Source organism: Achromobacter colocynthidis, from assembly GCF_057334535.1.
In genome coordinates, this window is sequence record NZ_JBHFIZ010000029.1 from 161,840 (window position 1) to 174,835 (window position 12,996).

Annotated in this window: 13 protein-coding genes and 1 pseudogene; 13 read left to right on the forward strand and 1 reads right to left on the reverse strand. The window is 64.6% G+C overall.

The annotated features are described in order from the left end of the window. From ACE04A_RS13190 to ACE04A_RS13215, 6 genes and pseudogenes are all read left to right on the forward strand, one after another. Positions 1-265 (forward strand): annotated as a pseudogene (locus ACE04A_RS13190) (DUF4178 domain-containing protein); the annotation flags it as partial. A gap of 4 nt (positions 266-269) precedes the next feature. Continuing rightward, positions 270-443 carry a hypothetical protein gene (locus tag ACE04A_RS13195; protein WP_448717350.1) on the forward strand — a complete coding sequence of 58 codons (174 nt, stop codon included), beginning with the start codon at positions 270-272 and terminating at the stop codon, positions 441-443. Then, positions 440-790, forward strand: a complete 351-nt coding sequence (gene speD, locus ACE04A_RS13200; protein ID WP_448717349.1) for an adenosylmethionine decarboxylase — start codon at positions 440-442, stop codon at positions 788-790. The genes ACE04A_RS13195 and speD overlap by 4 nt, the downstream gene beginning before the upstream one ends. Before the next feature lie 124 nt (positions 791-914). After that, positions 915-1,673 (forward strand): molybdate ABC transporter substrate-binding protein, encoded by a 759-nt coding sequence (gene modA / locus ACE04A_RS13205; protein WP_448717348.1) that lies wholly within the window; start codon positions 915-917, stop codon positions 1,671-1,673. Positions 1,674-1,697: 24 nt separating this feature from the next. Then, complete coding sequence (modB, locus tag ACE04A_RS13210) at positions 1,698-2,384, forward strand: molybdate ABC transporter permease subunit (protein ID WP_448717347.1); 687 nt, start codon at positions 1,698-1,700, stop codon at positions 2,382-2,384. Beyond that, entirely contained in the window at positions 2,381-3,067 is a 687-nt protein-coding gene (locus ACE04A_RS13215; protein WP_448717346.1) for an ATP-binding cassette domain-containing protein, read from the forward strand. Before modB ends, ACE04A_RS13215 begins: the two co-directional genes overlap by 4 nt. 98 nt (positions 3,068-3,165) lie before the next feature. Here ACE04A_RS13215 and modE read toward each other — a convergent pair whose 3' ends face one another. After that, positions 3,166-3,960, reverse strand: a complete 795-nt coding sequence (modE, locus tag ACE04A_RS13220) for a molybdenum-dependent transcriptional regulator ModE (protein WP_448717400.1) — start codon at positions 3,958-3,960, stop codon at positions 3,166-3,168. Between the two features lie 175 nt (positions 3,961-4,135). On the opposite strand from modE, the gene ACE04A_RS13225 reads away from it, so the two are divergent. From ACE04A_RS13225 to ACE04A_RS13255, 7 genes are all read left to right on the forward strand, one after another. Next, on the forward strand, positions 4,136-4,732 hold the full coding sequence (locus ACE04A_RS13225; RefSeq protein ID WP_448717398.1) for a DUF4136 domain-containing protein: 597 nt from the start codon (positions 4,136-4,138) through the stop codon (positions 4,730-4,732). A gap of 14 nt (positions 4,733-4,746) precedes the next feature. After that, positions 4,747-5,940 (forward strand): DUF3734 domain-containing protein, encoded by a 1,194-nt coding sequence (locus ACE04A_RS13230; RefSeq protein WP_279996058.1) that lies wholly within the window; start codon positions 4,747-4,749, stop codon positions 5,938-5,940. Positions 5,941-6,099: 159 nt separating this feature from the next. Then, positions 6,100-6,501 carry a helix-turn-helix domain-containing protein gene (locus ACE04A_RS13235; protein ID WP_259246072.1) on the forward strand — a complete coding sequence of 134 codons (402 nt, stop codon included), beginning with the start codon at positions 6,100-6,102 and terminating at the stop codon, positions 6,499-6,501. A 290-nt stretch (positions 6,502-6,791) separates the two neighbouring features. Then, positions 6,792-8,102, forward strand: a complete 1,311-nt coding sequence (locus ACE04A_RS13240) for an efflux RND transporter periplasmic adaptor subunit (RefSeq protein ID WP_485820193.1) — start codon at positions 6,792-6,794, stop codon at positions 8,100-8,102. A 65-nt stretch (positions 8,103-8,167) separates the two neighbouring features. Next, positions 8,168-11,398 carry a multidrug efflux RND transporter permease subunit gene (locus ACE04A_RS13245; protein ID WP_259246074.1) on the forward strand — a complete coding sequence of 1,077 codons (3,231 nt, stop codon included), beginning with the start codon at positions 8,168-8,170 and terminating at the stop codon, positions 11,396-11,398. Next, entirely contained in the window at positions 11,395-12,912 is a 1,518-nt protein-coding gene (locus ACE04A_RS13250) for an efflux transporter outer membrane subunit (protein ID WP_485820194.1), read from the forward strand. The genes ACE04A_RS13245 and ACE04A_RS13250 overlap by 4 nt, the downstream gene beginning before the upstream one ends. After that, a partial coding sequence (locus tag ACE04A_RS13255) for a pyridoxine 5'-phosphate synthase (RefSeq protein ID WP_485820213.1) occupies positions 12,909-12,996 on the forward strand: 88 nt, incomplete at its 3' end. The genes ACE04A_RS13250 and ACE04A_RS13255, both read left to right, overlap by 4 nt.

Below are 12,996 nucleotides of genomic sequence, written 5' to 3' on the forward strand. Positions count from 1 at the left end.
GCTGGGCGGGGCGGCGGCGGCGCCGGGGGCGCCGGCGCAACTGGCGGAATGGTTCGGCAACCCCGAGCTGGCCAAGCAGAAATCCCTGCCGCTGGGCGGCAAGCCGGGCGGATACAGCAAATGGGCCTGGATCGCGACGATCGGCATGGTGTTCCTGAACTTCGGCAACATCCTGAACGGTCGCTTCGTGCCGATCCTGATCGGGCTGGCGTTCCTGTGGTTCCCCGCCAAGCTGGCGGACAAGCTTTCCGGAAAGGACGAGTAGAACGATGGGCAAGTTCGTGTATGGCATCTATGCCTTGGTGGTGGTGATGGCGGCCACGGGCGCCAGCTCGCCGGGCGTGAGCATGAGCGGGGGCAGCGGCAGCCGCAGCAGTAGCAGCAGCAGTTGGGGCAGTTCGTCGGGTGGGTCGGGCTGGTCGTCGGGCGGATCGCACAAGTGACGGTGCACGCCACGCCCGGCCGCCATGTGCTGGCCGATTTTCGCGGTGTAGCCGCCGACCTTCTGCGCGACGCCAAGGTGCTTGAAACGCAATTGGTCGCGGCGGCGCGGGCCGCGGGCGCCAATGTGCTGAGCGCGCATTTCCATCACTTTGGCGAGGGCGCCGGGGTGACCGGCGTGGTCATGCTGAGCGAATCCCATATCAGCATCCATTCCTGGCCCGAGCATTGCTTCGCGGCCTTGGACATCTTCATGTGCGGGGCGGCCCAGCCCGAGCTGGCGCTGGCCAGCCTGCAAGCGGCGCTGGCGCCGGAAACGCTGCGCGTCACAACCGTCGAGCGCGGCTGAACCCGATTTTTTCCTTTAAGCCTTAATCCTTGATCGGGCGCAGACCACGCCTGCGCGCCAAATTGACGGTCGTTATATACCGCTATATATTTCGCTACCGAACCCGTAATTTCCAAGGAAGACTATGTCTTGCAAACGTGCGCTGCCGGCGCTGGCCCTGGTGCTTTCCGCCTTGTGGATGCCTGGCGCGCAGGCCGCCGACCTGGTCGTATCGGCCGCGGCCAGCCTGACCAACGCCTTCAAGGACGTGGCGCAGGCCTACGAAAAGGAACATCCGGACACCAAGGTCGTGCTGAACTTCGGCGCGTCCGACGTCCTGCTGCAACAGATCTTGAAGGGCGCGCCGGCGGATGTGTTTGCGTCGGCAGACCAGAAGGCGATGGACAAGGCCGTGGAAGAAAAGGCCGTGAAGCCGGCATCGCGCGTGGACTTCGCGGCGAACCAGGTCGTGTTGATCGTGCCGGCCGATAGCAAGGCCAACATCACGTCGCTGAAAGACCTGACCCGCGATGACATCAAGCGCGTGGCCTACGGCAACCCGGCGTCGGTACCGGTGGGGCGCTACACGCAGGGCGCGCTGGAAGCGGCGGGCTTGTGGAACGCCGTGCAAGCCAAGGGCGTGCTGGCGCAAAACGTGCGCCAAAGCCTGGCCTACGTGTCGCGCGGCGAGGTCGACGCCGGTTTCGTGTTTGCCACCGACGCCGCCATCATGCCCGAGCAGGTCAAGGTGGCGGTGCGCGTGCCCTCGCAAACGCCCGTGACCTATCCGATTGCCATCACGGCGCGCCAGGCGGCGATGCCGGAAGCCGAACGTTTCGTGGCCTATGTGCGGTCGCCCGCGGGCCAGGCGATCCTGGCGCGATATGGATTTCAGCAACCTTGATGTCGGTTGAATAGGCGGGTATCGATGACGGATTCGGTCTGGGTGCCGCTGCTGCTGTCGCTGAAAGTGGCCGGCTGGGCAACGCTGTTGGCCACCGTGGCCGGCACCGCCGCGGCCTATGGCCTGTCGCGCTGGCGCTGGCCGGGCCGTGATCTGCTGGACGCCATCCTGACGCTGCCGCTGGTGCTGCCGCCTACCGTGCTGGGCTACTACCTGCTGGTGTTGCTGGGCCGGCGCGGCATCATCGGTGAAACGCTGGCGAAGTGGAACATTGAACTGGTGTTCACGTGGCAGGGCGCGGTGATCGCCGCCGCCATCGTGGCGTTTCCGCTGGTGTTCAAGTCAGCGCGCGCGGCGTTTGAAAACGTGGACGCCCAGTTGGAAAACGCGGCGCGCGTGCTGGGCGTGGGCGAAGCCGGCGTGTTCTTCCGCGTGACGCTGCCCTTGGCCGCCCGTGGCATCGTGGCCGGCGTGCTGCTGGCCTTTGCCCGCGCGCTGGGCGAATTCGGCGCCACGCTGATGATCGCCGGCAGCCTGCCGGGTCGCACGCAGACGCTGTCGGTCGCCATCTACGAAGCCATGCAGGCGGGCGACGACCGCACCGCCAACCTGCTGGTGCTGGTCACGTCGATGACCTGCGTGGTGGTCTTGGTGGCGGCGGGCAAGCTGCTGCCCGTGGGCGCCAGCCGGCGCGATGGGGGCGGGCGATGAGCATCCACATCCAGATCTCCCGACGCATGGTGTCAGGCGACCGGCACTTTCAGCTGGACGCGGCGTTTACCTCGTCGTCCAAGCGCATCGCCCTGTTCGGGCCGTCGGGCGCGGGCAAGAGCCTGACCTTGCGCGCCGTGGCGGGGCTGCTGCGCCCGGACGCCGGACGCATCGAGATCAACGGCCGGGTGCTGTTCGACTCCCAGGCCGGCATCTGCCTGCCCGCGCAGGCGCGGCGCGTGGCGTATCTGTTTCAGGACTACGCCCTGTTTCCGCATTTGACGGTGGCGCAGAACATCGCCTTTGGATTACGCCGGGGCTGGCGCAACCCGCCTCGGCGCGAAGTGGGCCCCGAGGCCAGGCGCTGGGTCGATGCCTTTGAGCTGGGCGCCATCGTGGGCAGTTATCCCGGCGAAATATCCGGCGGCCAGAAGCAGCGCGTGGCGCTGGCGCGGGCCTTGATGCTGCAACCCGACATACTTCTGCTGGACGAGCCGTTCTCGGCGCTGGACGCGCACCTGCGTGGCCGGATGCGCCAGGAGCTGAGTACCTTGCAGCGGCAGCTTGACGTGCCGATGCTGCTGATCACGCATGACCCGGCGGATGTCGACGCCCTGGCCGACGAGGTCTTTGAAGTGCGCGACGGCAAGGTCGGCCGCCGCCGCGATGACGTGGGGATTTGATCCCGAGCGTTGATCCCAATCGTTGATCCCAAGCATCGATCCCAAGCGCTGATCCCAAGCATTAAGCCCGCGCCTGTGACCTCGGCAGGCGCCCGCGCCTAGTCCAGCACGCCCAGGATCACGCTGGATGGCTTGAAGATGGCCACGGCGGGCGCACCCACTTCCAGCCCCAGTTCCTGCACGCTGTCATTGGTGACGATGGCCGCGAGCGTGGCGCCACCTTCCATGCCGATCAGGATCTCGCTGTTGACCGCGCCCGGCCGGATGGCCGAGATCTGCCCCAGCAACTGGTTGCGCGCCGATAGCCGCAAGCCCGGACCCGGCGCGCCGATGATGACGGCGGACGCCTTGACCAGCGCAATCGCCTCTTTGCCGGGCTCTAAGCCCAGTTCCGCCGTGCTGTCGCGCGTGATGGTGGCGGTGATGAGATGGCCGCCCGCAATGCGAAGCTGGATTTCGTCGTTGACGGCGCCAGTGCGGATCTCGGTCACCGTGCCCAAAAATTTATTGCGTGCGCTGGTTTTCAACATGAAGCGTCTCATCAGGTCGATGTCGCCGCTGGCGTCCAGCCCCGCGTGCGTCAGCTTGTCCATGAATTTCCGGTGTTCGGACTCCAGGGCGCGGAAGGTCATGATCAGGCGGCGCGCGCGGTCGGTCAGTTGCGTGCCGCCGCCGCCTTTGCCGCCCGCCGCTCGCAGCACCAGCGGTTCGCCCGCCAGGTTGTTCATGGCGTCGATGGCGTCCCAGGCCCCCTTGTAGCTCATGCCCACGGCACGCGCGGCGGCCGTGATGGAGCCGGTGGCGTCAATTTGCGCCAACAGGTCTATGCGATTTTTTCCGCCCCAGGTCTGGGCGCCGGAACGAAACCAGATCGAGCCGTCGAGTTCCAACATGGTGGTCAGCATCAGGGTCAAAAAGTCAGCCCCGAGTGTAATGGACGGGCAGGGCGCAGCGAGGCGCGGCCGGGGGGCGCAAGCACGGGATGCGAATGGGAATCTGTTGAAACTTTACGGGCTTCGCGGCACTATGTCGTGGCCCTGTGCTCTCGGAGACATCCACATGAAAGCGATCAAAGCGGTGAAATGGTTGACGGCGGGTTCCATGATGGCATTGCTCGCGGCTTGCGCCTCCGGGCCCACCATCAAGGGCGACTACGACCATCAGGCCAATTTTGCGCAGTACAGAACCTTCGGTTTCATGACGCCCCTGGGCACCGACAAGGCCGGCTACAGCACCTTGCTCACCGAGCGCCTGAAGGACGCCACGCGCGGCCAGATGGAAATGCGCGGCTACACCTACAACGCATCCAACCCCGACCTGCTGGTGAACTTCGGCGCCAAGCTCCAGCAAAAAACGCAGGTCACGCCCGCCGCGCCGCCCATGGGGCCGTACTACGGCTACCGCTCGGGCTTTTACGGCGGCTGGCCCGGCTACGGCTGGGGCGACGACGTCTACCAATACACCGAGGGCACGTTGAACATCGACCTGGTCGACGCGCGCCGCAAGCAATTGGTGTGGGAAGGCGTGGCCGTGGGCGAGGTGCAGAATCCCGATAGCGCCAACACGCCGCAAAACGTGGACAAGGCCGTGGCCCAGATCTTCGCCAAGTATCCGTTCCGCGCGGGTGTGGCCGCGCCGCAACTGCCGGATAAAAGCAAACCCTGATTCGAGGTAGCCGCATGACCACTCGCCGCAAGGCTTTGTCCAAAGACACCGGCAATACGCCGTCCTACGACACCGTCGCCCTCGTCCTGCAAGGTGGAGGCGCGCTGGGGTCCTACCAGGCGGGGGTCTACCAGGGCTTGCACGAGGCCGGCATCCGGCCAAACTGGGTGTCGGGTATTTCCATCGGGTCGATCAACGCGGCCATCATCGCGGGCTCTCGCGAAGATGAGCGCGTTGATCGCTTGCGCGGCTTCTGGGAAAGCATCTGCCGGCCCGCGGGTTTTGCGTCGGTGCCGTGGGGCGATACGCTGGCGGGCATGTTCGAAGGCATTCCGTTCGGCTTTGGCTCGCCGGCCATGAACGGCCAGGTGTCCGCGTTTCAGGCCTTGTTTTCGGGGCAGCCGGGCTTCTTCAAGCCGCGCTTTCCGCCGCCTTACCTGGCCAAGGGCCGGGGCGCGGCCTCCACCAGCTTCTACGACACCACACCGCTTGCCGCCACCCTGCGCCAGTTCGTGGATTTTGACCTGCTCAACAGCGGCGAAGTCCGTGCCAGCTTCGGCGTGGTGAACGTGCAGTCGGGCAACTTCGCGTATTTCGACAGCCTGAAAGACACGCTGCGCCCCGAACACATCATGGCGTCGGGCGCCTTGCCGCCGGGCTTTCCGTCCGTGGAGATCGACGGCGAACACTATTGGGATGGCGGCGTGGTGTCCAACACGCCGCTGGCGCAAGTGCTGACCACCGAAAACATGCGCGACACGCTGGCCTTCCAGGTTGACCTCTGGCCCGCGCGCGGCGGCCTGCCCACGACCTTGGAAGAGGTGGCCGAGCGCCAGAAAGACATCCAGTATTCCAGCCGCACACGCCTGGTCACCGACCAGTTGCGACGCGTGCTGAAACTGCGCCACGGCTTGCAGCGCCTGCTTGAACGCCTGCCCGACGCTGATCGCAACGCGCCCGAGCTGGCCGATATCCGCAAGTTGTCGCACACGCCGGCCACCAACATCATCAACCTGATCTACGAATCCAAGCACCGGGAGCGCTATTCCAAAGACTATGAATTCGGCACCGAGGCCATGCGCGAACACTGGGAGTCCGGCTTGTCCGACATCCGCCAGACGCTTGCCAAACCCGGCATCCTGGCCCGTCCCACACAAGACAGTTGCTTTGTCACGCACGATATCCACCGGAACGGCACGCGCAATTAGCTAGGGTTTCGTAGGACTGGTCTGATACTCGGGCCCATAGCGCGTCAAACCCGCGTCACAAGGCCGCAAGGCCGGTAGTCTTCAAGGACAAACAGCAACCTTGTTCCGGGATCCGGCCGCCGCCACTGTTGGCGAGGGCCGTCCTGGTGGAGACTCGCCATGAACGCGCTCGACGTTTTTTCCCGCCTGGCATCGCAGCCGCCGGACGCTTCCGCCTTGCCCCAGACCGCCGCGCCCCTGCCGTTGGCGAATGACCGCCTTGATGGCTGGTGGAGCCTGCTGTACCGGGGCTGGACCCTGTTGGCGCCCAGCGGCGTGCGTATCGACCTGACTGAAATCGAACGCGCGTGCTTCATCTGCCTGCTGCGCAATCCAAACCGGGAATTGTTGCGTGACGAATTGATGGCATTGCGCGCGAGCACCAACCTGCGCACCCTGAATGTGGCTATCTGCCGACTGCGCGGCAAAGTCTTGCAGACAGGCATTCGCTTGCCGCTGCATACTGTGCACGGCGTGGGGTATGTGTTCCTGGGCAATCTCCGAGAGCTTTCAAACCTTTGAGGCGCTTACCGGTTTGTCTCCTAATGCAGCGCAATGCATCGTTTAAGCGGCCGAAAAATACGTAATTTCCCCAATAACTGAGTTACATTATTGGGCTGTTTACGTGTCGTGGCTGATGTTTGGGCTTGGTTTGATAGCGCCTGATCGAGGTTGATCGCGGGAGGTCGTGTTTGACCGTCATGGTTGACGCGGGTGCGCTTGATGATTCGTTAGCCTGATTCAGCCGATTGATGCGGTTAATGATTGATGCGATTAACTGAAGCGGTTCACTACGCTACGCGGGGGTTTCAATGCGGTTTTTGCCTAAACGTGTTTCAGGTCTGGCTGTTTCCGGTGGCATCCTCGCGCTGGTGTTGGCGGGATGCGGAGAAGAGCCGCATATGAATCCGGGCATGCCCCAGGTCAGCGTCATCACCGTTCAGCCTGAGCGCGCGCCCATCGTTTCTGAACTGCCTGGCCGCGTGGATGCCGTGCGCGATGCGCAAATCCGCGCGCGGGTGACGGGCATCGTGCAGAAGATCACCTTCGAGCAAGGTGGCGACGTCAAGGAAAACCAACTGCTGTTCAAGATCGATCCGGCGCCCTACAAGGCCGCCTACGATCAGGCGACGGCGCAACTGAAGCAGGCGCAAGCGAACCTGTTCAGCGCCAAGCTGCTGGCCGACCGCTACGCCCCGCTGGTGAAGGCCAACGCGGTCAGCAAGCAGGAATACGACAACGCCGTGGCCTCGTTCCGGCAGGCCGACGCCACCGTCGCCGCCGCGAAGGCCGCGCAAGACAACGCCGCCATCAACCTGGGCTATACCGACGTCACCTCGCCCATCACGGGCCGCATCGGCAAGCCGCTGGTCACCGAAGGCGCGTTGGTGGAATCCACCTCGGCCACGCAGATGGCCACCGTGCAGCAACTTGACCCGATCTACGTGGACTTCACTCAGTCCACCGCTGAACTGGCCTCGCTGCGCCGCGCGTTCGCCAGCGGCAAGCTGCAGCAGGTAGGCAAGGACACTGCCCGCGCCATGGTCATGCTGGAAGACGGCACGGAATACGAGCACCCCGGCAAGCTGTTGTTCACGGGCATTACCGTGGATCCGTCCACGGGTCAGGTGAATTTGCGCGCCGAAGTGCCCAACCCCGATGGCATCTTGCTGCCCGGCATGTATGTGCGGGTGCGCCTGGAGCAGGGCGTGGACGACAAGGCGCTGATGGTGCCGCAGCAGGCGCTGCAACGCACCGCCGACGGCTCGCAAAGCCTGATGCTGGTCAAGGACAACAAGATTCAACAATTGCCCGTCACCACCGGCGGCGCGCTGGGCAACAACTGGTTGATCACCAGCGGCCTGAATGCCGGTGACGTCGTCGTGGTGGAAGGTTTCCAGAAGATTCGTCCCGGGGCGCCGGTGCAGGTCAGCCAATGGACCAAGAACGGCGCGGCGCCTAAACCGGGTCAACCCGCGGGTCAACCCGCGGCCCAATCCGGCGCACAGCCCGGGGCACAGCCCGCCGCGAAACCCGAGCCCCAACCGGGCGGCCAGCCCGCCGCGCCGTCCAAGCCTGCCGCGCCCGCTCAGCAGGACAAGGCCGCAGGCCAGAAATCGTAAGCGGCACGCGGCGTCACAAGCGCCGCGTTCCTCTTTGGTGAGCATCGCTTTCAGAGTCAGCCCACATGCCGCAATTTTTTATTGATCGACCAATTTTCGCCTGGGTAGTTGCCCTGTTCATTCTGCTGGCCGGGGTGTTGGCCATCCCGAACATGCCAGTGGCGCAGTACCCGGATGTGGCCCCGCCGGCCATCACGATCACCGCCACGTACCCTGGCGCTTCGGCGAACGAGGTGGCCGAATCGGTCACCAGCATCATCGAAGACAAGCTCAACGGCGCCAAGGGCCTGATCTACTACGAGTCGGTCAGCGATTCCTACGGCACGGCCACCATCACCGCGACCTTCGCGCCGGGCACCAACCCTGACCTGGCTCAGGTTGACGTGCAGAACCGCGTGTCGAACGTGATTGCGCAGTTGCCGTCCGCCGTGCAGCAGCAGGGCCTGCAATACGAGCAGACCAGTACCGGCTTCCTGATGATCGTGACGCTGTCGTCGGCGGATGGGTCGCTGGACCAGACGGCGCTGGCCGACTACATCACGCGCAACGTGCAGAACCCGGTCTCGCGCGTGGCCGGCGTAGGCCAGTTCCAGTTGTTCGCGGCGCCGCGCGCCATGCGTGTCTGGGTAGACCCCGCCAAGCTGGTGGGCTTCAACCTGAGCATGAACGAGGTCAACCAGGCCATCGCGGCCCAGAACGTCCTGATCTCGGGCGGCAGCATCGGCGCGCCGCCCAACCCGGAATCGCAACGCATCACGGCCACGGTCACGGCCAACGGTCAGTTGAGCACCGTGGACGGCTTCGGCAAGATCGTGCTGCGCGCCAACACCGATGGTTCCAAGGTGCTGCTGCGTGACGTGGCCCGCATTGAAGTCGGCGCCGACAACTACCAGTTCGGCGCTCGCCTGAACGGCAAGCCGACGGCGGCCTTCGCCATTGTGCTGTCGCCGGACGCCAACGCGCTGGCCACCGCCCAGGGCGTGCGCCAGCAGATGGAAGAGCTGTCCAAGTACTTCCCGGGCAACATCCAGTACGCCATTCCCTACGACACCGCGCCCTACGTGAAGGTGTCGATCGAGCAGGTGCTGCACACCCTGGCCGAGGCCATGGTGCTGGTGTTCCTGGTGATGTACCTGTTCCTGCAGAACGTGCGCTACACGCTGATTCCCGCGCTGGTCGTTCCGGTGGCCATGCTGGGGTCGTTCGCGGTGATGCTGGGGCTGGGCTTTTCCATCAACGTATTGACCATGTTCGCGATGGTGCTTGCCATCGGGATTCTGGTGGATGACGCCATCGTGGTCGTCGAAAACGTTGAACGCATCATGGCCAGCGAGGGCTTGCCGCCCAAGGAGGCCACCAAGAAAGCCATGCCGCAGATCAGCGGCGCCATTATCGGTATCACGCTGGTGCTGGTTACGGTGTTCTTGCCGCTGGCCTTCATGAGCGGGTCCGTGGGCGTGATCTACCGTCAGTTTTCGGTGGCCATGGCCGTGTCGATCTTCTTCTCGGCCCTGCTGGCGCTGACTTTCACACCGGCCTTGTGCGCCACCATTCTCAAGCCGATCCCCAAAGGGCACCACAACGAGAAAAAAGGCTTCTTCGGCTGGTTCAACCGCAAGTTCGACGCCACCACCCACGGTTATCAGAACTGGGTGTCGCGCATTCTGCACAAGGGCGGCCGCATGATGCTGGCCTTCCTGGTGCTGGTGCTGCTGCTGGGCTGGCTGTACCTGCGCCTGCCGTCGTCGTTCCTGCCCGAGGAAGACCAGGGCTACGTCATCAGCAACATCGAACTGCCCACGGGCGCCAGCGCCAACCGCACGGTTGAAGTGATCGAACAGGTCGAGGAATACTTCCGCAGCATTCCCGCGGTCGAGAACATCATCGCTGTGCAGGGCTTCAGCTTTAACGGTAACGGCCTGAACGCCGCTATTGCGTTCACCACCTTGAAAGACTTCAAGGACCGTAAAGAGAAGCAGGATTCGGCGGGCGCCATTGCCTTCAATGCCTTCCAGAAGCAGTTGATGGGCATCCACGATGCGCAGGTGTTCACCCTGGTGCCGCCGGCCATTTCGTCCCTGGGTAACGCCACCGGCTTCGACTTGCGTCTGCAAGACCGTGGCGCGGCCGGTACCGCGGCGCTTGCCGCCGCGACGGGCCAGCTGATGGGCATGGCGATGAAGAGCCCGGTGCTGTCGCAGGTGCGTATTACCGGCCTGGCGGCCGGCACGCAACTGACGCTGAACATTGACCGCGACAAGGCCGCCGCCTTGGGCGTGGACTTCAATGAAGCGGCATCGCTGATTTCGACGGCGGTCGGTTCGGCCTACCTGAGCAAGTTCCCCAACATGGGCCGGATGCAGAACATCTGGGTGCAGGCGGATGCGCCGTATCGCATGCAGTTGTCCGATGTTCTGAAGCTGAACGCACGCAACGGCCAGGGCGGCATGGTGCCCTTGTCGACCTTCGTGTCGGCCGAGTGGGTCCAGGGCCCGGTGCAGGTGGTGCGCTACAACAGCTACGAGTCCATGCGTATCGGCGGCGCCGCCGCCGCGGGCTACACCACCGGCCAGGCCATGGAAGAAATGCAGAACCTGGTGGCGCAGTTGCCGCAAGGTTTCGGCTACGAATGGACGGGCCTGTCCTACCAGGAACGGCAAGCCGGCAACCAGGCGCCTATCCTGATGGGCCTGTCGCTGTTGATCGTGTTCCTGGTGTTGGCCGCGCTGTATGAAAGCTGGGCCATTCCGCTGTCGGTCATGCTGGTGGTGCCGCTGGGCATGCTGGGCGCCGTGGCGCTGGTCAGCGCGCTGGGCATGTCCAACGACGTGTACTTCCAGGTGGGCATGGTGACCGTGATTGGCCTGGCGGCCAAGAACGCCATTCTTATCGTGGAGTTCGCCAAGGATCAGTACGCCCGGGGCATGGGGCTGTATGAATCGGCGGTGGAAGCGGCCAGGCTGCGGTTCCGGCCGATCTTGATGACGTCGCTGGCGTTCATCCTGGGCGTGGTGCCGCTGGCCATGGCCACCGGCGCGGGCGCCGCCAGCCAGCGCGCGGTGGGCCTGGGCGTGTTGGGCGGCATGCTCGCCGCCACGCCGTTCGCCGTGATCTTCGTGCCGACCTTCTTCGTGGTGGTTCTGGGCCTGTTCAAGACCCGCCCGCGCCTGCTGGGCGCCGAACTGAAGGCCTGGGAAGAAGAGCAGGCTGCCAAGAAGGCCGCAGAAGGGCAGCCCGCAACGGACACCGCCCACACTCCCGCACAACCCAATGGTGGCCCGGAGGGCAAGGCATGAAAGCCCTGATGATCAAGCAATCCGCCCTGTCCGCCTTCGTGGCGGTGGCGTTGGCCGGCTGCTCGCTGGCGCCCGACTACAAGCGTCCCGACGCACCGATCACGGGCGTCTGGCCCGATCAGCCCAAGGTGCAGTACGGCGGCTACAACAACCCCACGTCGCTCGGCTCGCAGCCAGCGTCAGCGGTCGTGCCCGAAGCCGGCATACCCGCCGCCGATTTGGGCTGGCGCGAATTTTTCCGCGACCCGCGCCTGCAAAGCCTGATCTCGCTGTCGCTCGTCAACAACCGCGACCTGCGCGTGGCGGTGCAGCGCGTGGAAGAAGCGCGTGCCCAGTATGGGGTTCAGCGCGGGGCGCAGTGGCCCAGCATTGGCGCCGGCATCCAGGGCCAGCGCCAGCATCTGCCGGCCAACATGCGCGCGGGCGGGCCGGATTCCAGCTCGATTTCCAGCTCGTACCAGGCCGGCATTGGCCTGACGACGTTTGAAATTGATCTGTTCGGCCGTCTGCGCAACCTGTCGGAAGCGGCGTACCAGCAGTATCTGTCGACCGAGCAGGCGCAAAAGACCGTGCAGATCACGCTGGTCGGTTCCGTCGCGCAGGCGTACTTCAACTTGCGCGCGGCCGAAGTCCAGCTGGACCTGACGCAGCGCACGTTGGCTTCGCGCCAGGAATCCTATGACCTGGTCAAGCGCCGCTTTGACGGCGGCGTGGCGTCCGAACTGGATCTGAATCAGTCCAAGACGCTGCTGGATACGGCGTCGTCGGACCTGGCGCAATTGGCCCGGGCCCGCGCCCAGGCGCTGAACGCGCTGGTGCTGCTGGTGGGCGCGCCTTTGCCCGCAGACCTGCCGCCGCCCGCCACGTTTGGCCGCGACCAGTTGCTGGCCACCGTGCCATCGGGCCTGCCGTCCGACCTGCTTGAACGGCGCCCTGACATTCTGGCGGCGGAAAACCAGCTGCGGTCGGCCAACGCCAACATCGGCGCGGCCCGCGCGGCGTTCTTCCCCACCATTTCCCTGACCGGCCTGTTGGGCGTGGCCAGTCCGTCGCTGGGTGACCTGTTCAAGGGCGGCCAGGGCTATTGGAGTTTCTCGCCGTCCATCACGACCCCGCTGTTTGCCGGCGGCACGATCCGCGAAGGGCTGAACCTGGCCAAGGCGCGCGACAACATCGCCGTGGCGCAATACGAGCAGACCATCCAGCAGGCGTTCCGGGAAGTGTCCGACGCGCTGGCGGGCGAAGCCACCTACGGCGCGCAGTTGGACGCCCAACGTGCCTTGCAGGAATCGTCTTCGCGCACCCTGGAACTGTCGAACCTGCGTTATACCAACGGCATCGATAGCTACTTGCAGGTGCAGACCGCGCAGGTAGACTTCTTCAATGCCCAGTTGTCGCTGGTGCAGACCGGTTTGGCCGCGCTGATCAACCGCGTGGAGCTTTACAAGGCCTTGGGCGGCGGCTGGGAAGAAACCACGAAAGAACCGACCAAAGTGTCGACGACCACGCAATGATAGAACTTGGTGTAAATATCGATCACGTTGCCACCTTGCGGCAACAACGCCATACGGTGTATCCGGACCCGGTGGCCGGGGCGC